We start from the raw sequence: 23,062 nt of genomic DNA, 5'->3' as shown, positions 1-23,062 counted from the left end.
TTGAATCACCATGAGTATAGTAAAAAGAAATAATCTGTTTTTTCCATCGCTAATGAATGATTTCCTTAGACCTGATTGGTTTGGTGGAACAGAAAACTGGAATAACAACCTTCCTGCGGTCAATATTAAGGACAACACAGAAAGTTTTGAATTGGAACTTGCGGTTCCTGGAGGTAAAAAAGAGGATTTTAAAGTGGAAGTGGACAACGATGTGCTTACCATTTCCAACGAAGTAAAATCTGAAAGAAGGAAAGAAAATGACAATTACACCCGAAGGGAGTTTGCTTATTCATCCTTCCAAAGGGCGTTTACCCTACCTGAAACTGTTGATGGTTCCAAGATAGACGCTAAGTACGAGGATGGTATTTTACGCTTGACGCTACCTAAAAAAGAGGAAGCATTGCCCGCTCCAAAGCGTTTGATTTCCATAGGTTAAAAGGATAAGAAAATTGGGAACACCAACTTAGGTGTTTTTCATGATGGCCTGCCGGATTCTCGGCAGGGTTGGTTTAGTTGGTTAGTTTGTGAGCGCGTTTCTACACTCTTCTACGTAGAAGCGCGCTTTCTTTTATTCTTGTTCCTGAAGGGTTTTTATTTCATCCCTGAGTTTGGCCGCTTCCATGAAGTTGAGTTCCTTGGCCGCTTTTTCCATAGCCTTTCGCTTTTCCCGAATCAATTTTTCCTTTTGATCGGGAGTCAAATATTCCAAATCGGGTTCAGCAGCCCTTAACTCTTCTTTTTGGAAGTGATACGTGGAAACTGAATTTTTAGCCAAGGCATTGTCCAAGTTCTTATTTAATGCCTTGGGAGTTATGTTGTTCTCCTTGTTATAGTTGATTTGCTTTTCCCTTCTATAATTGGTCTCGTCTATCGTTTTCTGCATGCTTTCCGTAATGGTATCGGCATACATGATTGCCTTTCCATTTAAGTTTCGGGCGGCCCTGCCCACTGTTTGGGTCAATGAGCGGTTGCTTCGTAAAAAACCCTCCTTATCCGCATCCAAAATGGCAACCAGGGAAACCTCGGGCAAATCCAGCCCTTCCCGCAGTAGATTCACCCCAATCAATACATCAAAAAGCCCTTTGCGCAAATCCTGCATGATTTCCACCCGTTCCAAAGTGTCTACATCACTATGGATATACCTGCACCTAACATCGATTCTGGATAAGTATTTGGTCAATTCTTCAGCCATTCGCTTGGTCAAGGTGGTGACCAAGGTACGCTCATCCAGTTCCACCCTTTGCTGAATTTCTTCAACCAAATCATCAATCTGGTTCATGCTCGGTTTCACCTCGATAACCGGATCCAATAAGCCCGTAGGCCTGATCACCTGCTCCACATACACCCCCTGACTTAGTTGCAGTTCATAATCTGCAGGAGTGGCGCTCACATAGATGACCTGATTTTGAAGGGCTTCAAATTCTTCGAATTTAAGTGGGCGGTTATCCAAGGCAGCAGGAAGTCGAAAACCGTAATCCACCAAATTTTCCTTCCGAGAACGGTCACCCCCGTACATGGCGTGCACTTGAGGAATGGTTACATGGCTCTCATCAATCAACATAAGATAATCATCTGGAAAGTAATCCAATAGGCAGAAAGGTCGGGTTCCCGGCTCCCGTCCATCCAGATATCTAGAATAATTTTCGATGCCGGAACAATAGCCCAATTCCCTGATCATTTCCAAATCAAAATTGGTTCGTTCTTCCAAGCGTTTGGCCTCCAAAGGTCGTCCTATTTCCTTGAAATAGTCAATCTGCTTCACCAAATCATCCTGGATCATATGGATTGCATTTTGCAAGATGTCCGGAGAGGTAACAAACATATTTGCTGGATAGATGTTCAGCGAATCATAGATTTCAATGACCTTGTTATTGAACGGGTCCAATGCCTCGATTTCCTCAATTTCATCCCCAAAAAAGTGAATTCTGAAAGCGTGGTCCGCATAGCCTGGAAAAACATCGACCACATCTCCTTTTACCCTGAAATTCCCATTTCTGAAATCGGCAGTGGTACGGGAATACAGACTTTGGACCAGTTGTTTTAGGAATTTGGTTCGGGAAATGACCTGATCGCGATGAATGGAAATCACATTCTTTTGAAATTCAATGGGGTTTCCAATGCCATATAAACAAGAAACAGAAGCGACCACCAAAACATCCCTTCGCCCTGAAAGCAACGAAGAAGTGGCGCTTAAGCGTAGCTTTTCAATATCCTCGTTGATGCTAAGGTCCTTTTCAATATAAAGACCGCTAGTGGGGATGTAAGCCTCAGGTTGATAATAATCGTAGTAGGACACAAAGTATTCCACTGCATTGTTGGGAAAAAATTGCTTGAATTCGGAATACAATTGGGCTGCCAAAGTCTTATTATGTGCAAGGACCAAGGTGGGTCGCTGAACGCGTTCCACTACGTTGGCCACAGTAAACGTTTTTCCAGAACCTGTTACCCCCAACAGGGTTTGATGAGGTTCACCTTCCTCAATTCCTGTAACCAACTGTTGAATGGCCTGCGGTTGATCACCAGTAGGATTAAACTCCGATACGACTTGAAACTTCATGCTATAAAAATACTAAAGGGATAGGGCATGGGGAAGTGTGAGCCATTATCTTTTTAATGCAAAATGCCCTTGGACCTCACGGTTTTGATCATCTGTGGCAGAAAACCAATATTCACCGGCTGGAAGGGGTCTTCCACCATAGTTGCCGTCCCATCCTGTTGAGTTTTCAGAAATAACGGCCAATAATCTTCCGTATCGATCAAATATGCGAATGTTCCTTGGTATTACAGCATTGCCCTCCTTGGGTAGTACAAACTGCCAGATATCATTGACATTGTCCCCGTTTGGAGTGAAGAATTTGGGAAAACCTTCCACAGATAGATCCTGAATAAACTTTTCGCTTACCGTTCCACATCCATTTTTATCCCTAACATAAAAGGTATGGGAGCCAGGCAAAACTCCCGTAAATACATTACTGTCCTGATAAGGGCCATTGATGTCATCCACGGCAAATTCATAGTCTCCGTTTCCAGTTGCGCTTACGGTAATCTCAAATCCCAGAGCCGTATCCACCGCAGATAGGCCATTGATGGTGGCAGTCTCGGATGAAACCACTTCAAACACCTGTGAAGTGGGACATTCAACAATGCTTCCGCCCTGTGAAACCACATTGAAGGCCATATACCGGTAGCGTCCATTCTCGCTCACTGTTACCTCATTGGAATTGGAAATCATCACCTCGTTGTCAAAGTCATCTATATGAAACCATCTGTAGCCATCCGCAAAATCAGGTGCTGTAATGGTCAAAGGGGCCTCGTTCTGGCAAAAGGAAAGAGTTTCTGGAAAATCTATTTCAGGGCCAAAGGTTATAAACTCCCCCGTGTTGGGATCCAAATAGGGCCCACAGCCCAATAAAGTGGAAAAACTTTCTTGTACGCAACCAATGGCACTTCCAGCGGCATTGAAAGGTACTATGGTGATGAAGAAGGTGCGGTTGGGTTCAAAATTAAGGACAAGGGTGGAATTGGATGAGAATGATGTATTGTTCAATATGTCGGTGCCATCAATGGTGGAACCTATGGTGACCCGATATCCTGTTGCGCCCGGAACCGGCAACCATTCTATTAACGGGGTCAGGGGTACATTGATCTCCCCATTGGCCGGTGTTACCAAGGAAGTGCATCCTGGTAATGGAGCCAAAGCGGCTGTGGTAAAACTAATTTCCGAGCAGCTGGGGGCATTGCCATTTTCATTATATGGGGTAACCGTGGCATAAAGCGTTGTATTTGCAGGTAGCTGCCCAGGTGGGTTGAAGGATATGACATTGCCCACATTGGTAAGAGGAACTACATTATCTGTTCCAGAGGCAGTCCCAATGGAGATGTTATAGCCTGTTGCCGTTGGGGCATAAAACCAGGAAAGATTGGAAAAAACGCTGACATCTGTGGCTCCATCAACTGGTGTCCTAAAGGTAGTACATCCTGGTGCCGTGACCACATCCTCCGTGGTGAAGGTTTGGCTACTACAGATAATATCCTGACTCCCTTGAAACAAAAAATCCAGAATAATCGTTACGTAAATTTGAGTGTTTTCAGGTAATCCCAAGGGAGGTGTAAAGGTGGTTGCACTTCCCACGGACTGCTCCAATATTTCTGCTCCCCCGTCTGTAGTGCCCAGTCGGATTCTATAGCCTGGAATGCCATCGGAAACGGCCCAGGTAATGGTAGCATCCACAGGAACATTTGTTGCACCATTTACAGGACTAAGCAAATTGGGGCATTCCTGTGCCATTCCAACCGCCGTTATACCAAGTACAACGATATGTAGCAATTTTTTTAACATTCAATAGCAATCCTACCTAAAAGGTAGTCATTTTTATGATTCAACCAAGGTTTATCGTTTTAAACTAAAATGGCCTTTGAACACCCTGCCATCTTCCAAATTCACTTTGAACCAATAATCCGATGCCGGCAGTTCATTATTATTGAAAGTCCCGTTCCATCCGCTGGTTTGGGGACTTAGCAATGCCATGAGTTCTCCGTAGCGATTATAAATGGATATAAGACTATTAGCCTGAGATACCTCGTCAACACCGATGAGTTGCCAGGTATCATTCACATTATCCCCATTTGGTGTGAAAAATTTGGGATATCCGATAACCGCTATTTTATGCTTGCTTATTCCACAACCATTTTTGTCTCGAACACTTACCGTTATGAATCCTGGGTCTATATTTTCAAAAATTGGCGAATCTTGATAATTGGTTCCGTCCAGCGAAAACTCGTAGTCCCCGTCTCCAGTAACCAGTATTTCAACCATATTGTTAGCTGATAAATCCTCAATAAGCACATCCTGAATCAGAGCTTTATTTGAGGGTATAATCTCAAAATCGGCGGTATTGAAGCACTCAAAAACCCCTTCATTGGTCACATAACGATAAGCAACTTCCAAGGTATATCCGCCAACCGCTGCAATAGAAATATCTTGTTGATCACCCACAAATTGCAGACTGGTTCCGACTCTTCTGTACCATTGGTAGTTGTCGTAACCATCAGGTGCATTGACCACCAGTGGTGGACCATCGGTACACCATGAAATTTCCTCAGGAAACTTGATGGAGGGTGTAGGGTTCACAACAAAGTTTAGTGCATCAATGTCCTCACATTCGTTATTGCTTTCCAAACGGGCATATATCGTAGTGGACTCCGAGAGATAATTTCCGGAAATGGGATGCAGTTCCAGAGTGGCATCTTCGACCGAGGCATAAAACGAAACATCGGAATTTGGATATTCCAGCGCCTGGATTTGATCTAAATTAAAGATACCTTCAAGCTCAGCATCCTCGGAGTCAATATCACATTCATAAAAGGTTTTTGCGTCATTCGGGTTTAACAGTATAGATCGAACCTCAAGTTGGAGTTCCCCGGAATTGGAACAGCCATTGCCATCCACAATTTCATAATAAATGGTTTGGTTAAACGGGGAGGTGTTGGCATAGCCTACGGGATTGTTTATTTCGTTGCCAGCCCCCAAATCTGCTATGCTCTCATAAAAAGAATAGCTGTACGCCGTATCAAAAATGGCTTCTTCCAGATTGAATGCTGTTAAACCATCATCGTTTCCATCCAGGACTATGTCGCATTGGGCCAAAGTTAACGGAGGTGCTAACGGTAATGGGTTTACGGAGATGAAAGCTTCCCCAATGACAGGGCACTGGCTGGGGTCGTTTGGAACTATCGAGAGACTATATCTACCGGCATCAGAAGGGTCGGCGTTGGTTACCGTCAATATATTTCCAGAATTGGATATGGGGTTGCCGTCCTTTTCCCAATTATAGGTTGCATTGGGCACAACGTCTGCCTCAAAGGAAAAATCCTCACCTTCACAGATGATGCCGGAGGTACTTTCCGATCCATCACTGTTCTTAATTATGGCAACCCTATCAAAATAGGACTGGATAAAGGGCGGAAGTCCCTGCGTAGCCCTTCCGCTTCCCAAATTCACCGCATTGTGGTTATAGTTGGCAGCGTTTCCAAGTTCATTGGGGTTTTCAATAACCCCCAAGAATGAAGTGCCTCGGATGTAATTTTCAGCTATAGTTCTGTAGATTTTTCCGTTTTGACCCAATTGCAATGCTCCACGATAAATGGATCTTCGGTCTATTTCCATTTCGGATGCTGCCACATTGCTTGCCGTAAGATCATACTGCAATAGCGAAGAAGAGTGACCTTGCTCTTCAAGTGCTGGGAGGTTATTGGAAGTATGCACGTACAAGAAACGTTGATTGGGGGAGAACTCCAATCCGTACGGAATCTTATTGGGAGCGGTTACGATAACCCTTTCCTGATTGGATACGATGCCCGTAGTGGTGTTAAAATCATACAAATAAAGTCCGAAAGCCATATTGGCACTGGCCAATTTTTTACCGTCTGCCGAAAATTTCAGATAGCCACGTGGATCCTGAATGTCCAGACTGGGAAAGGTGGATTTTACAGCTGTGGTATTGACACCTGCCGTGCTTACCTCAAAAGCATGATAGGTGTTGAAAAATTCATTCCCAGGATTCTCAAACCCCAAGGTAACCACCCAAATGGACTCATCGGAACAATCTTTGATCACCGCGGTAATTTTCTCCGAACAATCTGGAAGGAGGTTCACATTTTTTTGGATTACGGCTCCATTTCCGCCATTGAGCGTCATGTCCACTACAGAATAGCTTAGTCCGCGATCGGGATCCTCCTCAAAAGTTGAGGTGTCCACGGTAAAGATGTACAGAATATTGGGGTCTTGGGGTTTTTGCACCACAATTGCAGATTGGGTACTGGAGGGGTCGCCATATAGACCACTGCCGCCTTGCATTATATTATGGGTGCGGTCGTAAACGGTAATGCCATCGGTATAAAGCAAGAGATTGCCAATGCCATCCGAAATGGAGGTACAGCCTTCAAAGGTGTTGATGCGCCCGCCTGATAACGGGCTTACCGTACCATCATTATTGAAGGTAATTCCAGCTCCGTTTCCAAAATACCAATTGGAAGTTTCTCCCTGTGCAAAAAGCCCTAGGGAAAAGAAAAATAACAGTAAAAAATTTACGTATTTATATAGCATTCAGCGGATAACAGTACCTGACAAGATACTATAAATCCCGCTTTTTCAACAATACGTATGATAAATAGACAAAAAGTACAGTCCAAAAGATGACAATCAAGAACTCGTACCAATATACATGGTAGTCAAAACTCATGTTCTCGCCAATTTGCTGCCCAATGTTCTGAACGGCAGATAATCTAGTAAACGGTTCCTTGATCAAGTTGGTCATGGATTCCAAAGGAAAGAAGTCTTTAACCGCTTTGGCACTGTCCCAACTCATAACTTTCCAGCCCAGTAAACCAAAGACAATTTGTTCCAAAACAGCCCATAGAATCAGAAAGCCCAGCGCAAATGCGGAGCGTTTGACGAAAATCCCGAGGAAGAGACAGAACGAGAAAAATCCAACCAATTTGATGAAAAAGGCCAAGAGAAATTCCATGTCCGAGAATATGATTGAAATTTCATTGTAATCGGAATAAACCAGCCCCAAAATCATGGAAACCACAAAGACGAAAACGGTGGAAATCAAGGAAAATGAGATAACCGTCAAAAATTTGGAAGCAATGAATTCCTTTTTGGACAACCCGTCGATGAGGTTTTGTTTGATGGTTTTATTGCTGTACTCGTTGGCCATCATGGATACAATGACTATGGCGAGGAACAGCTTGAAAATAGCCGTGACAAAGGTGTTGAAGTGCCAGATATAGGGGAAGTTGAAGATTCCCTGATCCGCCAAATGAAATTTCACAGGGCCTATGTCAAATTTAATGGCTGCAATCAGCGCAATGGAAGTCAATAGCACAAAGTACGATGTGATTAAAATTTTGCTGGCCCTATTGTTCCACAGCTTGATGAATTCTATTTGTAGTAAGCGTACCATTCGTTTTCTGATTAGTTGTTTTTGGTCAAGGTCAAAAATTGCTCCTCAAGGCTTTCCTTCCGTTTTACCAGATGGGATAAAACCAAGCCCTTTTCATACAGAATTTTGTTGAGTTCCTCTGCCTGCATTTCTTCTTTGAGATAAGCCGTAAGGGTGCCATTCTCTCGGGTGATTTTCCCAAAACTGGCGTTTTTATCCAGCAGTTGTTCCAACTTGTCCATATCTGTTGTGCGAAGCTCAAAGAACCCATGACTGGCCAACATGCCATCCACAGGACCCGAATACAACTTTTCTCCTTTTCTCAGGATTACCACATGGGAACATACTTTTTCTACCTCGTCCAACAAGTGTGAGGCCAAAAGGATGGTAGTGCCTTGACCGGCAATTTTCTTGATGATTTGTCTGATTTGATGAATGCCTTGGGGGTCCAATCCATTGGTAGGTTCATCCAGAATAAGAATTTCCGGGTCGTTTAACAGAGCCGAGGCAATGGCCAAGCGCTGTTTCATTCCCAATGAATAGGTTTTGAATTTACTGCCCTTTCGATCCCAAAGACCTACTAATTCCAATTTTTCCTGAATCTTGGTTTCCGGGACTTCCTTGATTTTACAAACCAGCTTCAAGTTCTGAATCGCGGACATATACGGATAGAAATTGGGCCGCTCTATAATGGCCCCTACCTTTTTTAAGGCTTCATGGGTAGAGGTGTTGCCATCAAACCAGCTAAAGTCGCCGGCCGTGCGGTTAACCACATTTAAAATAATGCCCAGGGTGGTGGATTTACCGCTACCGTTAGGCCCCAAAATGCCATAGACATTGCCCTTTTCTATAGTAAAGGACAAATCTTTTACAGCAGTAAGAAAACCAAATTTCTTGGTCAGATTTTGTACGGTCAGTATTGTTTCCAAGACGGAATCGTTTTTTGATTAGTTTATAGTAACTTGACGAGGATTAGCCAATTTTGTTACAAATTAGGGAAAGAATGTCCGAAGAAAAATTGATGTCGAAGAAAAAACCGGCCTATCCGGTCAACAAAAAACTGGATGTGTATCTAGATCGGTACAGCCGTAAAATTGAGATTCCCATTTTTTACGAAGACCTTTTACGCTTTGCGGGTTCTGTTGTGGTTTATGATGCGGATGGCGAGGATACCCTTTGGGTACGGGTGTATTATTCCGATTTTGATCGCGAAGAAATCGATTTAAGCCTGAAAAAGGTGTATTCCATTTTGCACTCGGATGGCGGTGACCGAATTTTGGAGTATCTCAATGTGGATGCTGTGGATTACTGCACTTTTGGGAATTCGAAACCCTTCCGCATCAAAGTCAGGAACATTCTCAATGACAATTACACCTACTTCTATGTCAAAAAAACGGATGCTTCCAGAGTATATGGATTGGAATTGGAGCATATGCTTTCACCCTATAATCTTAACTTCTTGGTATTTGGTGATACCTTGATTGAGGAACATATCGCGGGAATTCCGGGTGACGTATTTATCGAGGACATGTTGCCCAAATGCACCGAGGCGGAAAAAGCACAGTTGGCCAAGGAATTTGTAAAGTTCAACGAGCGCTGTATGATTAGGCTTCTGGGAGATATGCGGTCGTACAACTATGTTATTGTTCCAGTGCATGACTTTGATCATGTAGTATATAAAATAAGAGCCATTGACTTTGATCAGCAGTGCTTTGAGGGGAAATTAAAAGTGTACCGTCCACAGTTTTTTAAGGAGAATTATAGGATGGTGGAGCTGGTACGAACCAAATTGCAGAAATATTCTGTGGATCAGTACAAAATTGAAGAACGCTCTATTGTGGCCAAGCGAATATTAAGCTCCGGGGATCGAATCAAAAGATTGTTGGATGCTTGTGTTATGGACGATATTTCCTTGGAGGACAACATCACTCGTTTGAAAATGGAAATCTACGAACTGGCCAAAGACATCAATTTCAAAAAATGCAATACCATGGGAGAAGTTTTGGCCCTAGCGCTTGATTTTGTGAAGCGGAATTACCAGGACGTTAATATGAGCAAGATATTTGATAGTTAGATGTCGGATTTCGGATGCTAGGTGTCAGGTGTTGGATGTAGTTTGTTGAACATTTGGAATGATAAAGGCTAACTTTATTACTTTGCCTCTTGCCTCTTGCCTCTTGCCTCTTGAGTTTGAACTTGAACTTGTGTCTGTCTAGCTTTTCTGCTCCTTGTTAAAATACACTAGGTAGTAGTACATCTGCCGTTCCTCGTCCCAGCCTTTTTCGACGAATTTTTCTGCTGATTCCAGGTTGATGAAATCCATTTTAATCTGAATGTTGGTATCCAGATTAATGACGTTCTTTATTTTTTTACGGGCATCAGAAACGGCCTTGTTGGCAATGTCAAAATTGGAAACGTCCTCAACGCTGTATTTAGGCCCTTTTTCAACCTTATAGTGCTTAAACTCAGGAATCAGTTCAGGATTTTCCATGACCTCATTCAAAAATGAAGTTTCTTCAAAGGCATCATTTTTGGCAAAATGGTTTACCGCGCGATTCATAAAAAGCACTTCCTGTTGTTTGTCTTCGGCTGGTAAAACCACATCCTTGGCAAAGTTTTGACAGAACTTTAGATAATTCTTGGTGTAAAAGTTCTCATCTGTAAGCGGGGACAGGCCCAAAAAGTTCTCCAACCAATATTTGGCATCGTATCGATTGCTATCCACGGATAAAACCTTGTATCCATCTTCTTTGGCTACATTGAAAACGATGCACCCCTTGTCCAACTTATTAATGTTAATTCCCTGCTTGATAAGGATTTCCAAGTTTTGATCTTCTTCCTGGAACTGTAAAAAATCGTGTTTTAGCTCGCTTTTGAAAATTCCAACGGCCTCCACTTTTTGGTTGTCCAACACCATATCCGAAAAGTGAACCACATAGACCTCCCCACTTTTTATGTGAGGGTGGTTGGACTGTTCAAAAAGATGAGTGGTAATTTGCTTGGAAACCGAATGGATTTGGGAAACATCTTCAAAAATCTCCCCAACAAGCTTGTAAACTTCATTGAACTCTACATCCACTTCGTTGTCGAACCGAAAATAGTTCTCTTCTTTTTCTCTAAAGGGTCTAAAGAAATACTCTTTCAAAAGCCCGGACATTTCATCGTTTAAACTGAAAGGCTGGGCGGATAAAAAGATGGGTTCGTTCTTGCTTTTATTGCCAACACGATGAAGGGATACACTTTCAATTTGGGCAGGGTATAGGTTTAGCATTATTGGGTAAAGGGTTTAATGGGTAAAAGGTTGCGGGTTAAAGGTTTCGGGTGTATATTGACTTGAACTTGAGTTTGAATTTGTCCTTAATCAGTTCCAATTTTCGTCAAAATCCAAATCATCGTAGCTGTCAAATGAATCGTCAAAATCCATTGAAGGTTTGGATTCGAATTTTTTCTCCGGCGGGGCATCAGGAAGCTCCCCAAAGCTGAACAATACATTGGGATAAGAACGGCCATCTTCCTTTTCAACCATATCGGCCAATTCCACAAAAAAGGTCCACATGCTCAAAAAATCATATACATAAATCATTTTGGGACTTTGTTCGGTAAGTACGTCCTCCAGAACGGTTTCGTTCATTAAACGCACATCAGAACCGTTTTCACTCATATCAAAGAGTGCGATTTCCTCATCTTGGTTCCAATCCTCATCACAGGTATAAAAGGAGGCCATTTCACTTCCCCCAAATCCAAAGGCTTGGGTGATGGAATTGTGAAACTCTTCCAAGGTGTTGGTAGCCTCAATCTCCAAATCCCGAAAAATATCCTCTTCAGCATCAAGAATTATCCTGATTTTGTATATCATCCAGCAAAAATTAAAGTGGGGTCAAAGTTACAATAAATAGTGGGTTATTTGGTGAATCGGTGCAAGCTAAACGTCATCGCTGCCAAAAGGAAAAAGGCACCAACCTGATGTAAAACACCCAACCACAAGGGAACCGCCATAATCAGGGTTAAAACACCCAATAAAAACTGGGCAAACACCAATATAAGTAGTATTTGCATTCCTTTTTGTTGTGGTGGGGTCATCTTTACTTTCTTGGTTTTGTACCAAATGGCCAAAACAAAAGCCACTACTACATAGGCCAGATAACGGTGCACGAATTGAACACCGCTTTTACCCTCATACAGATTTTTGATAAAGGGCTGTTGCTCAATGTACACAGTTTCATGAATCAATTTTCCGTCGCTCATCAGCGGCCAGTGGTTATGAAGGAACCCTGCGTCCAACCCGGCCACAAAAGCTCCCCAAATAATTTGAATGATCAATACCACAAGGGCAGCACGAATTAGGTTTCTGATGGATTTCTGAACCTCCTTTTTATTAGGATATATAAGATCAAGCGCAACCCAAAGGCTATAAGCAAAGGTCAAGAAAGCCGTGGTAAGATGGGCGGCCAGGCGATAATGGGAAACATCGGGTCGATCCACCAATCCACTTTTGACCATGTACCATCCCAGAAAGCCCTGAAATCCTCCCAAAAAAAGTAGTACCAGTGATTTCCGTATGGTGGGTCCATCTAGTTTTTTGGTAACCAAAAAGAACAGGAACGGCACAATGAACACTATGCCTATGAACCTGCCAATTACCCTATGCAACCATTCCCAGAAATAGATGCTCTTAAAATCCTCCAGGGTAAAATGGTAGTTTAGCTTTTGATACTCGGGATACTGCTGATAGAGTTCAAATGCTTCTTCCCACTCTTGTTGATTCATGGGGGGCAAGGTTCCGCTAATCAGCTTATAGTCCGATATGGAAAGTCCGGAATGCGTTAGTCTGGTGATTCCACCTACCACAACCATAATGAAAATAAGGGCACAGCCAGTAAGGAGCCAATAGATAACGTATTTATTTTTTTTCATTCGCAACGGGTTCAAGATTCATTTGTTTCCCTTTTTCCAACATAAATTGATAGGCTGCTTCGTATTCATTCGGGATTTCCCCTTCCAAAATGGCCTCTTTGATCGCATCTTTTAGGATTCCAATCTCTTTGGATGGTTTAAGATTAAAAACCTTCATGATCTCTTCCCCCGAAACAGGAGGTTGAAAATTTCGGACATGATCCCGTTCCTCAACTTCCACGATTTTTTGCCGGACAACCTTAAAGTTGTTCTTGTACTTTTTCTGTTTTTTGGGATTTTTGGTAGTGATATCCGCCTCACATAAGGTCATTAGATCTTCCACATGCTCGCCTGCATCAAAGACCAACCGCCTAACTGCCGAATCCGTTACGTGGTCTTCGGACAAAATAATGGGCCTGGAACTCATGAGTACCATCTTCTGTACGAACTTCATTTTCTCGTTGAGGGGCATCCGCAGGCGTTTAAAGAGTTTGTACACCATTTTGGAACCGACAAACTCGTGGCCGTGGAAAGTCCAGCCAATTTTTTTGTGGAATTTTTTGGTAGGGGCTTTGCCAATATCGTGCAACAAAGCAGCCCACCGCAACCAAAGATTATCCGTGGTTTGGGCAATATTGTCAACTACTTCCAAAGTGTGCCAAAAATTGTCCTTATGTCGTTGCCCTTCAATCTCCTCAATGCCCTGAAGTGCGGTCAATTCGGGTAAGATGTATCGAAGGAGCCCAGTTTGATGCATTAATCCAAGACCAATTGAGGGTTTATTGCTCGAAAGAATTTTATGCAGCTCATCCACAATGCGTTCCTTCGAAATAATTTTTATGCGGTCTTTGTTTTCCGTGATGGCCTGAAGCGAACGTAGTTCAATGGTAAAATTTAACTGGGAGGCAAACCTAATGGCACGCATCATCCGAAGAGGATCATCTGAATATGTAGTGCTAGGTTCAAGCGGTGTTCTGATTATCTGTTCTTCTAAATCTTTTCTTCCGTCAAAAGGATCCAACAGAAGCCCAAAATTCTCAGGATTAAGGCTCAATGCCATGGCGTTAATGGTAAAATCCCGTCTATTTTGGTCATCTTCCAAAGTTCCGTTTTCCACAAAGGGTTTACGGCTATTCCTGTCGTAACTTTCCTTACGTGCCCCCACGAATTCAAGCTCAAAATCTTGGTGTTTGATCATGGCGGTTCCAAAATTCTTGAAAACAGAAATCTGCGGATTTCCCGGTAGTTTGGAAGCTACTTTTTCAGCCAACTTGATTCCACTTCCCACGGCAACAATATCAATATCTTTTGGAGCTCCTCTTTGAAGCAAGTAGTCCCTGACGAATCCACCAATAACATAGGAATCCAGACCCAATTCTTTGGAAGCCTCGCCAATGATCTTAAAAATTGGATTTTCTAGTACCTTTTTATGGAATTCCTGCGCCATGCTACTCCCGGATTACCTTGACCTGCCCATCGTTGCTAAGCTTGATGATGGAAGAAGGTGAAGGGTCTTTGTTTTCGTCCGGCAAATTTACCACATAGTCCACTCCTTTTAAAATTTCTGGGGCTATCTCCGCAAAATGTTTGGGAGAAGGAAAGCCAGATATGTTTGCAGAGGTGGACACAATGGGTTTTCCAAAATTGTTAATGAGATATTGACAGAATTTATCGGATGCTACCCTAATGGCCAAGGTGTTATCTGAAGCAATTAGATTTTTTGCAACACCAATGGGTTCATCAAAGACAATGGTGGTAGGTTTGGTAGCGAAATCCATAATATCATAGGCCACATCAGGTACCTGCTTTATATGGCGCTCCAGCATGGCCTGACTGGATACTAAACAAATCAAGGCTTTGCTGTCTTCTCGCTGTTTAAGCTCGTATACCTTTTTTACAGCTTCGGGATTAGTGGCATCGCAGCCAATACCCCAAATGGTATCGGTTGGGTAGAGAATGAGCCCGCCAGATTGCAAAATTTCCTTTGCTTTGGCGAGTTCTGGACCAAAGTCAGGCTTCATTTACTTTTTGTATTTCAGTTTTTCGCGCTGTACGCTCTCAATATCCAGAATGTCCTTTTGCTTGTAGGTCAATGCTTGATGGGTTGCCCTTACATCCCTGCAGAGTTTGCGAAGTCCCATGGGTTCTAGGGAAGCAGCATGGTCTGTACCTTTCCAAGTTCTGTCCAGTGTAAAATGACGCTCAATGATATGGGCGCCCAGCGTGTAGGCAGCAACATCAACGGCAATTCCCAAATGATGCCCTGAAAAACCGATGCTCTTTACGCGGTTATCATACTTTTCCTTAAGTTTCAGAATATCTAGCAGGCAGATATCCTCAAAAGGAACCGGATAGCCAGAGGTGCAATTGTAGACCACCAAATCTTTTCCCCTACCACGTTCTTCAAAAAAATCCACCAAGGTTGAAATCTCATCTTTTGTGGTCATTCCAGTGGAAATGTGCAGTTCACCTTTGTAATTGTCGCATAACCATCCCAACATTTCATAATGGTTGTTACAGGCTGATGGAATCTTGATGAATTCAGGATTGAGGCTGGCAATCTCCTTTGCTGAGGTGGTGTCCCAAACTGAAGTAGAGTAGGTAATGCCCACTTCATTGCAATAGGCCATCAATTCCTTGTGCTGCTCCACATCAAATTCTAAAAACTCTCGATGTTCCCCATAGGTGCTTCCGTAGGAATTGACCGGATTTGGGTGCGGTTCGTTGTACTGCTCCTCGGTCAACAATTCCTTGTTGTTCCTTTTTTGAAATTTTACCGCATTGGCATTGCCAAAAATCTTGGCCATGTAAATGAGCTCCTTGGCTATTTTCATATCACCTTTGTGGTTACAGCCAATTTCTGCAATGATATAAGGTTCTTTATAGGTCATTAAATCTTAAATTGTAGTTCATGATAAATTCGCAGGCCTCTCTGATGGCCCCATTGGCGGATGCATGGGTTAAAACCACATCTGCTTGATACTTTATGGGTTTTGTGGCATTGGACGGACAAAAAGACCAGCCCACTCGAAGCATATTGGCCATATCGTTGACATCATCCCCAATGTACGCCAATTCTTGAGCCGTAAGCCTGCGTTCTTGTAAGATGTTTTCCAAGAAGGAATACTTGTCCTTTACGCCTAGAAAAACATCCTGGATTTGCAGTTTCTTCATGCGTTGTGCCACCGTTTCGGAATCTTCCGAGGTCATTACCATTACGTTGACGTTGTGTTGCCTAAGGATCTCCAATCCCATACCATCCCTCATGTCAAATGTTTTGGACAGCTCTCCTGTTTTTCCATAGGTTACTTTACCATCCGTAAAGACTCCGTCTACATCCAGGATAAGATGCGAGATGCGTTGTGGTGTTTTTTTGGTTTTAAAACTGGAGATTAACAGCTGTTCTATAACATTCCAGTCGGTTTCAGAATCTATTTCCACCAAAGTGTCCTCTGACATTTCCACCAACCCTATTTTACCACTAAGTCTGTTACTTGATTCTTGGAAGGCTTTTTTGGAGGAGGTGTAAACAGCTCCATTTTCCATGAGCAAACCGTCAAAATCCTGTCTTCTTGGGCGTTTTTTAAAGTCGTAGTTAAGACTTTTACCATTTTCGGACCAAATAAACCTGTGCGTACGAACAACACTTAGCGCAGCATCATATGTTCCATTCAAAACAAGCTCCAATCCTTTGTTGATGTCTGTTCTTTGTGTTAGTGGAGAGGTGGCCTGTAAGAGGCAAAAAACATCATAATCATGGTTGATAAGCTCAGAGAATTCCAGCATTGCCGACTCTGTAGAGGCAGTATCCGACGCGTTCTCGGCTGAGCGCAAAAGCGGCTTGACCTTATCCGTCCAAGCATAGTTTTTATCAATGTAAGCAATGATTTCCTCGTCATCGGTGAACACGTATATCTCGTCCAAGTTGGAAAAAATGGCTTCGCTCAGAACCCAAGAAAACAAGGGTCTGCCCAATAACTTTTTCTTGTTTTTACCAGGGATGCCTTTGGAGTTCTTTCGTAAGGGGATAAAACCTATGGTCTTTTTTTGCATGCTTTGCATTTTTAGGAAGGGATTTCCATGTTTTGGATCAAGTCCCTGGTTGCGCCGACGGTAAATTTATCCAAATAATCCTTACCTAGAAAAAAGCGCTCTTTAACGATCTCCAAGTTTGAAAGTGCGGTTGAAAATAAGGTATACCCTTTTTCGAAATAAAAACCTTCCTTCAATCCCAGGATTTCTATCGGAAAAAGAGCTGGCAATACCGTAATATTTTTAAAGTGTTCCTTATAATTGGTGAGCTCTCTGGGGTGCGTCTTTAGAATGATGTTCATATCCTGCGGTACCTTGGAGATAAGGTCTTTGTACATCGCTATTTTGACTTCTTCATTGGCTACCACTTTGTCCTCGGAAATGGGCTGCGTAAGGATTAAAGCGTTGTTACTGTTGGCAACCTCAAGCGTGCCATCTTGGATAAACAACTGGAAAACCTCTTGTTTTATACTTTCTGGCCATTGGGCAACCTCTCTTTTAATGTTGAGTTCCTTTGCTTTGTTCCGAATACCCACGGGGAGTTTTTGTGGGAATTGGGCGTAAATGGTTGCTATTTCCTTGTCAAAACCACCGCCGATGGGCGTTTTGGTTATATAGGTCTTGAGGAGTTGCTCAAACGGAGAATGCCTTTGTATATATGTCCTAGCCCCATCCTCAATCATATTAATGTCCTTTTTCTTGCCAAATTCATATAGAAAATAACTTTTGGAAGAATCCGTATCGCATAAATACAATTCAGCATTTTTGATAAACTCTTTTTCAATGGCCAGTTCCGGATGTTTTGCTTCCAAATATGGGATCAACTTGGATTTTCTTCGGAGTGAATAATTGAATTTTCCCAAGTCTTTCACATGATCCCTGCGTTCCGAGATAATATGGACATCCCTGAAAAAACGTTTTTTAAGGTTGGGAATCAATGTTTCGATCATAGGGGTGCTTTCCACCAAAAACAAAAGATTATTTCCACAGTTGTCCACGGAGTATTCCGAATTTTTGATGATATGGATCAAGGAAAGATAAATGTGGTATATAGTAGAGCCTACGTAGGTTCGATGCATATAAATTGCGGGAATTATATTGGAGATGTACCTCAAAAAACTACATTTGCAAAAGTACTGAAAAACTCTAATTAATGCCTGCTGTCAGTGTAATCATAAGTACCTACAACAAACCGGACTGGTTGGAAAAAGTGCTCTGGGGGTTCCACTGCCAGACCTATAAGGATTTTGAGGTGGTCATTGCTGATGATGGGTCTACCGAAGAAACCAAAAACAGGATTGAGTCCTTAAGGAACGAATTAAGTTATCCTGTTAAGCATGTTTGGCAAGAGGACGATGGCTTTCAAAAATGCAAGATTTTGAACAAAGCTATTGTTGCCACAGAAACAGACTATATTATAATGACCGACGGGGATTGTATCCCCAGGGAGGATTTTGTACAAGTACATTACATCAATAAAGCGCCCTCTACTTTTATTTCCGGGGGGTATTATATGCTGCCCATGAATATTTCCCTAGTCATTACCAAGGAAGATATTTTGCAACAAAACTGCTTCAACATCAATTGGCTTAAGGAAAAAGGAATTCCAAAGACTTTTAAAAACAACAAGTTGACGGCCAATGGATTTGTTTCCAAACTCTTAAATGCATTCACACCCACCAATCCTAGCTGGAATGGGCACAACTCCTCTGCTTGGAAACAGGATATTCTAAATGTCAATGGGTTTGACGAACGTATGCAATACGGTGGAGAAGACCGTGAAATGGGAGAGCGCATGGTGAATTTTGGAATAAAAACCAAGCAATTAAGATATAGCGCGGTGTGCATCCATCTCGATCACGATAGAGGCTATGTCAATCCAGAGGCATTAGCCAAGAACAAGGCCATTAGAAAAGAAGTAAAACAGGGTAAAAGTGTTTGGACGCACTACGGCATCACCAAATAGTAGGTGAGCTGATTTTTCTTTTCCAAGCGTTTCAATTCCCGATATCTTTCAAGAACACCAAGGGCATTTAGATAACTAATGGTAATTCCTTTTTTGCCATCTAAAAAGCCTAATCGAATCACATAATGGTTGAAGAATTTCCAAAGGGGTCTAAAAACCAATGAGAAATAATTGAACTGCTTTTCCTTGTAAAAAGCTTCCTTGGCCTTAAGCTGACCGTATCTGAGCATTTTGCCCTTGTAATCTTCGTAATTTTTGTAGCAGTAATGGGTCAAACGTTCCTTTAGGATACATGAATTGCCATCTACTTCCAAGGTTTCATGCACTAATTTTTTGTCCGTGTATTTGGCCTTACTTTTTCTGAAAAGGCGGTGATTTTTATCGGTTTGCCACCCACTGAAGTTCAATCGGGTATCCTGAAACATAAAAATACGATAGAACCAATAGGCCTCACAGGCTTTTGGGTCATTAATTGTAGTAATGATTTCTTCCTGTAGTTTAGGCCCCACAACTTCATCGGCATCCAAAAATAATACCCAATCATTTGAAGCTTGTTTCAAGGCATGGGATTTTTGGGCAGTAAAATTCTGAAAAGGGTGTTGGATTACTTTAACCATAGGATGGTTTTGAAGATATTCATAAGTACCATCCGTGCTGTAAGAATCCACCACTAGAATCTCATCAGCGAAGGTAACTGACTCAATACATCGCTCAATATATCCTATTTCATTGTAGGTAATGACAAGCGCGGATAGCTTTTGCTTTGGGGTGCTCAATCCAGCCATATTTATTGGTACAGGGTTTGGTGATTACAAAACTATAACAAAATAATCAGGAGAAAATTGTTTTAAAGCGTAATTTTCTTACACCATTTCGAATTACGAAATCCTCCAAATACTCCATAAAATTTTAACGATGTAGGTGGTTTTGTAAGGTATAGATGTCAAAAAATTAATAGGTTGCTTTAGCTAGTGTAAAAATGTTTACTAAATGTATTGTGACACTATAGAATGTTCGCATCACCATAAAGACTGGCAATATTAAGAGGGTTGTTCACTAAAGGAATATTTTAATTTCTTCATAGCAAAACCGTATGAAGAATGTATGATTTAAGGATTATTGTTTGTAAGGGATAACAATTAAGGTGGTATGGATTTTTGACCTCTAAAAATGTAAGAAAATTAATGTTAATTTAATATCAAAGAGTCCTTTTCATCTTTACATTTGAATCAAAATATAAAAACATGAAAAAACACTTTTTGAACATCACCTTGTTAATGTTGATTCTTATTAATTCAATTTCCTGTAGCAAACAGGATGGTTCCCTTTTGCAATCTGAATCTGGTCCGGACGCTGCATCGGACATAGTAGCATTCCAAGATTGGAATTCTTTTGAAATAGCGTATAAGGAGCTTTCCTCGTCGAATTCCGAAGATTATATTCTGAATTGGATATTTGAATCTGACCACTCTTCCTTATTTGTGGAGGCAATGAATAATGATGATGTTGAATTCATATCTTCGATAGAAAACTTGACTCCAGCGTTTTTAGCAATTTTGAATAAAAATTCCATGTTCAAGGTTGGTGAAACCTTAATTCAATTTTCGAATGATAAGTTTTATGAGGTTACAGGCCTTCAGCAAAGCCTAAATTTAGATTCGGAGATGAATCAAATAGGTGGAGTGACAAGTGATATCGTGGTAATATCTAAGAACCCTGACGGTTTAACTAATACTATCACAATGGGGACAAATGGAAATACTGCGGGATATTCCAACAAGGATTTCTGGAGGACAGCCTATTATCGCTGTAGTGATAATAAAAAAATAAGGGGCGCCTCCTCTAAAATGAAAAGATATGTTCAGCAACTAAAATCCATTTCCACGAACATCGGACCGCTGGCGGATTTGGAAGAACTTTTTATCGAGACTAAATTATACTACAGAAACAGCAGCAATCAATTGAGGTATTCAGAATTGGAAGAAAGAAATTATACCTATAACATTTCGGGAACCGTTACTGGATATTGGACAGGACCATACTCTAACTCTTTTACAGTAATTCCAATCAATTTAAACAACGTACAGCAAAACTGTAAAAAAGGTAAATGGTTTAGATATAGAATAGCACAATTTAACTCCTATGACGGCAGAACTTCATCTTGGCAAATAAGTGCTTCAGGTACAATTAGACATCAGATTAACGGAGATAGTTATTCATGGATAGCACCGGTAAACTGGTAGAATAACTTTAGTTTTTGCCTATGCATTTATATCCAGGCAATATGGAAATAGTTTCATTTTAAACCATTACATCATAGCTTCTTAAGGCCTCGTTTAACGAGGTCTTTTTGTTGGTGCTTTCTTTTCTTTTTCCAATGATCAAGGCACAAGGAACTTGGAACTCGCCGGCAGCAAATTTTTTGGTATAACTGCCTGGAATTACCACAGAACGTGCAGGAACCCTGCCTTTTAGCTCAATGGGTTCATCGCCCGTTACATCGATTATTTTGGTGGAAGCGGTCAACACCACATTGGCGCCCAAAACGGCTTCTTTTTCAACCCGAACCCCTTCTACCACAATGCAACGCGAGCCGATAAAGGCATTATCCTCAATGATTACAGGAGCAGCTTGCAAGGGCTCCAAAACACCGCCAATGCCCACACCTCCACTTAAATGGACATTTTTACCAATTTGTGCGCAGCTACCTACGGTGGCCCAAGTGTCTACCATCGTTCCTTCATCTACATAAGCACCAATGTTCACATAGCTGGGCATTAAAATGGTACCTGAAGAAATGTAGGCGCCATGCCTTGCAACAGCGTGGGGTACCACTCTGACCCCTTTTTCCTGATAGCCTCTCTTCAACGGGATTTTATCATGATATTCAAAGATACCGGCTTCCAAAACTTCCATCTTTTGGATGGGGAAATACAATACCACAGCTTTTTTGACCCATTCATTGATTTGCCAACCATCTTCAGTGGGTTCGGCGCATCGCAATTGCCCTAGATCTATCAGGTTGATTACTTCCCTGATCGCGTTTTGGGTTTCTTCTTCTTTTAACAGTTCCCTGTTCTCCCAAGCGTCTTCAATGCGAGCCCTAAGCTGTGTCATATTTTTTAAATTTTGACAAAGATAGTCGGCTCAAAAGAATATTCGACCTTATTTTAATGGCATAACATTTTTAGGGTTATTTTTGCCAAAAATTTAGACTTGGCGAGAATTTTGGCTTTGGATTTTGGGAAGGTGAGGACCGGCATAGCAGTGACGGATGAGCTTCAACTCATTGCATCAGGTCTTACCACGGTAGCAACCAAAGAATTGCTAAGTTTTGTTTCGGATTACTTGAAAAATGAAAAAGTGGAAAGGTTTGTAGTAGGGTTGCCCAAACAAATGGACAATACCCCATCGGAATCCGAAGCATTGATCCAACCTTTTTTGAAAAAGTTGGCAGCAGCGTTTCCAGAAATACCGATAGATCGCCAAGATGAACGTTTCACCTCAAAAATGGCCGTTCAGTCCATGGTGCAAAGTGGAATGAAAAAGAAAAAACGTCAAGATAAAGCCCTGGTCGATGAGATAAGTGCAACCCTTATTTTGCAGGCCTACTTAAACAGATTTTAGTTTATGATTTTACCCATTGTAGCCTACGGGGACCCCGTTTTGCGCAAAGTAGCCAAGGAAATCACTGACGCGTATCCCAAATTGCCGGAACTGATTGCCAATATGTGGGAGACCATGTATAACGCCCACGGGGTTGGATTGGCGGCCCCCCAAGTAGGTCTTCCTATCCGGATGTTTATGGTGGATACTAGTCCATTTGCGGATGATGAGGAACTGGATTCGAAAGAACAGGAAGCATTAAAAGGCTTCAAAAAAGTCTTTATCAACGCCACCATTGAGGATGAGACCGGTGAGGAATGGGACTTTAATGAGGGCTGCCTCAGCATTCCCGATATTAGGGAGGAAGTAAAGCGTAAACCACAGCTTACCATTAGTTATGTTGATGAGAATTTCAAGGCGCACACAGAAACCTACGATGGGCTTTTGGCAAGGGTAATTCAGCATGAGTACGACCACATACAAGGCGTGCTTTTCACGGATAAACTTTCTTCTTTAAAGAAAAGGCTCCTAAAAAGTAGGCTGGACAAAATTTCCAAAGGAAAAATAAGTGTGGACTACAAAATGAGGTTTCCGAATATCAAAAAAGGACGTTAAAAAA

General features: G+C 41.9%; 21 protein-coding genes. 6 read left to right on the top strand and 15 right to left on the bottom strand.

What is annotated here, in order from left to right:
- Window positions 1-10: 10 nt before the first annotated feature.
- Window positions 11-436 carry an Hsp20/alpha crystallin family protein gene (locus tag ACOOE0_RS18405; protein ID WP_420400368.1) on the top strand — a complete coding sequence of 142 codons (426 nt, stop codon included), beginning with the start codon at window positions 11-13 and terminating at the stop codon, window positions 434-436.
- 132 nt (window positions 437-568) lie between these two features.
- On the opposite strand, the gene uvrB is transcribed toward ACOOE0_RS18405, so the two are convergent.
- The 5 genes from uvrB to ACOOE0_RS18380 are packed head-to-tail and all read right to left on the bottom strand — an operon-like array spanning window position 569 to window position 8,875.
- Entirely contained in the window at window positions 569-2,557 is a 1,989-nt protein-coding gene (uvrB, locus tag ACOOE0_RS18400) for an excinuclease ABC subunit UvrB (RefSeq protein ID WP_420400367.1), read from the bottom strand.
- A gap of 45 nt (window positions 2,558-2,602) precedes the next feature.
- Complete coding sequence (locus ACOOE0_RS18395; protein ID WP_420400366.1) at window positions 2,603-4,339, bottom strand: T9SS type B sorting domain-containing protein; 1,737 nt, start codon at window positions 4,337-4,339, stop codon at window positions 2,603-2,605.
- 51 nt (window positions 4,340-4,390) lie between these two features.
- Entirely contained in the window at window positions 4,391-7,105 is a 2,715-nt protein-coding gene (locus ACOOE0_RS18390; protein WP_420400365.1) for a T9SS type B sorting domain-containing protein, read from the bottom strand.
- Window positions 7,106-7,133: 28 nt separating this feature from the next.
- Window positions 7,134-7,967 (bottom strand): ABC transporter permease, encoded by an 834-nt coding sequence (locus ACOOE0_RS18385; protein ID WP_420400364.1) that lies wholly within the window; start codon window positions 7,965-7,967, stop codon window positions 7,134-7,136.
- An 11-nt stretch (window positions 7,968-7,978) separates the two neighbouring features.
- The gene (locus ACOOE0_RS18380) at window positions 7,979-8,875 is read right to left on the bottom strand and encodes an ABC transporter ATP-binding protein (RefSeq protein ID WP_420400363.1); all 897 of its coding nucleotides are present in this window, start codon (window positions 8,873-8,875) and stop codon (window positions 7,979-7,981) included.
- Window positions 8,876-8,949: 74 nt separating this feature from the next.
- Here ACOOE0_RS18380 and ACOOE0_RS18375 point away from each other — a divergent pair, with 74 nt between their 5' ends.
- Complete coding sequence (locus ACOOE0_RS18375; RefSeq protein WP_420400362.1) at window positions 8,950-10,020, top strand: hypothetical protein; 1,071 nt, start codon at window positions 8,950-8,952, stop codon at window positions 10,018-10,020.
- A 138-nt stretch (window positions 10,021-10,158) separates the two neighbouring features.
- Here the strand turns inward: ACOOE0_RS18375 and ACOOE0_RS18370 are convergent, their stop codons facing one another.
- From ACOOE0_RS18370 to ACOOE0_RS18335, 8 genes are all read right to left on the bottom strand, one after another.
- Window positions 10,159-11,217, bottom strand: a complete 1,059-nt coding sequence (locus ACOOE0_RS18370) for a nucleoid-associated protein (RefSeq protein WP_420400361.1) — start codon at window positions 11,215-11,217, stop codon at window positions 10,159-10,161.
- Window positions 11,218-11,307: 90 nt separating this feature from the next.
- Entirely contained in the window at window positions 11,308-11,802 is a 495-nt protein-coding gene (locus ACOOE0_RS18365) for an IS1096 element passenger TnpR family protein (RefSeq protein WP_420400360.1), read from the bottom strand.
- Window positions 11,803-11,846: 44 nt separating this feature from the next.
- The gene (locus ACOOE0_RS18360) at window positions 11,847-12,860 is read right to left on the bottom strand and encodes a COX15/CtaA family protein (protein WP_420400359.1); all 1,014 of its coding nucleotides are present in this window, start codon (window positions 12,858-12,860) and stop codon (window positions 11,847-11,849) included.
- Window positions 12,847-14,286: a CCA tRNA nucleotidyltransferase gene (locus ACOOE0_RS18355; protein ID WP_420400358.1), complete on the bottom strand. Its 1,440-nt coding sequence runs from the start codon at window positions 14,284-14,286 to the stop codon at window positions 12,847-12,849. Before ACOOE0_RS18355 ends, ACOOE0_RS18360 begins: the two co-directional genes overlap by 14 nt.
- A 1-nt stretch (window position 14,287) precedes the next feature.
- Window positions 14,288-14,860: an L-threonylcarbamoyladenylate synthase gene (locus ACOOE0_RS18350; RefSeq protein ID WP_420400357.1), complete on the bottom strand. Its 573-nt coding sequence runs from the start codon at window positions 14,858-14,860 to the stop codon at window positions 14,288-14,290.
- Entirely contained in the window at window positions 14,861-15,730 is an 870-nt protein-coding gene (locus ACOOE0_RS18345) for an N-acetylneuraminate synthase family protein (protein WP_420400356.1), read from the bottom strand.
- Window positions 15,720-16,892 carry a cytidylyltransferase domain-containing protein gene (locus tag ACOOE0_RS18340; protein WP_420400355.1) on the bottom strand — a complete coding sequence of 391 codons (1,173 nt, stop codon included), beginning with the start codon at window positions 16,890-16,892 and terminating at the stop codon, window positions 15,720-15,722. Before ACOOE0_RS18340 ends, ACOOE0_RS18345 begins: the two co-directional genes overlap by 11 nt.
- Before the next feature lie 11 nt (window positions 16,893-16,903).
- Window positions 16,904-17,950: a glycosyltransferase family 52 gene (locus tag ACOOE0_RS18335; protein ID WP_420400354.1), complete on the bottom strand. Its 1,047-nt coding sequence runs from the start codon at window positions 17,948-17,950 to the stop codon at window positions 16,904-16,906.
- Between the two features lie 74 nt (window positions 17,951-18,024).
- Here ACOOE0_RS18335 and ACOOE0_RS18330 point away from each other — a divergent pair, with 74 nt between their 5' ends.
- On the top strand, window positions 18,025-18,837 hold the full coding sequence (locus ACOOE0_RS18330) for a glycosyltransferase family 2 protein (RefSeq protein WP_420400353.1): 813 nt from the start codon (window positions 18,025-18,027) through the stop codon (window positions 18,835-18,837).
- Here the strand turns inward: ACOOE0_RS18330 and ACOOE0_RS18325 are convergent.
- A complete protein-coding gene (locus ACOOE0_RS18325; protein WP_420400352.1) occupies window positions 18,819-19,622 on the bottom strand; it encodes a glycosyltransferase family 2 protein in 804 nt (267 codons plus the stop codon). The two genes, ACOOE0_RS18330 and ACOOE0_RS18325, sit on opposite strands and share 19 nt — an antisense overlap.
- Before the next feature lie 459 nt (window positions 19,623-20,081).
- Between ACOOE0_RS18325 and ACOOE0_RS18320 the strand changes: the two genes are divergently transcribed.
- Window positions 20,082-21,080 carry a hypothetical protein gene (locus ACOOE0_RS18320; RefSeq protein WP_420400351.1) on the top strand — a complete coding sequence of 333 codons (999 nt, stop codon included), beginning with the start codon at window positions 20,082-20,084 and terminating at the stop codon, window positions 21,078-21,080.
- A 58-nt stretch (window positions 21,081-21,138) separates the two neighbouring features.
- Here the strand turns inward: ACOOE0_RS18320 and ACOOE0_RS18315 are convergent, their stop codons facing one another.
- Window positions 21,139-21,954 carry a 2,3,4,5-tetrahydropyridine-2,6-dicarboxylate N-succinyltransferase gene (locus ACOOE0_RS18315; protein ID WP_420400350.1) on the bottom strand — a complete coding sequence of 272 codons (816 nt, stop codon included), beginning with the start codon at window positions 21,952-21,954 and terminating at the stop codon, window positions 21,139-21,141.
- A 99-nt stretch (window positions 21,955-22,053) separates the two neighbouring features.
- Here ACOOE0_RS18315 and ruvX point away from each other — a divergent pair, with 99 nt between their 5' ends.
- Complete coding sequence (gene ruvX / locus ACOOE0_RS18310; protein WP_420400349.1) at window positions 22,054-22,464, top strand: Holliday junction resolvase RuvX; 411 nt, start codon at window positions 22,054-22,056, stop codon at window positions 22,462-22,464.
- A 3-nt stretch (window positions 22,465-22,467) separates the two neighbouring features.
- On the top strand, window positions 22,468-23,058 hold the full coding sequence (gene def / locus ACOOE0_RS18305; RefSeq protein WP_420400348.1) for a peptide deformylase: 591 nt from the start codon (window positions 22,468-22,470) through the stop codon (window positions 23,056-23,058).
- Window positions 23,059-23,062: the final 4 nt, after the last annotated feature.

Source organism: Flagellimonas sp. (genome assembly GCF_965215805.1).
Lineage (GTDB): Bacteria > Bacteroidota > Bacteroidia > Flavobacteriales > Flavobacteriaceae > Flagellimonas.
The sequence above is the reverse complement of the archived record's forward strand: the minus strand, read 5'-3'. Positions and strand labels throughout refer to the sequence as shown.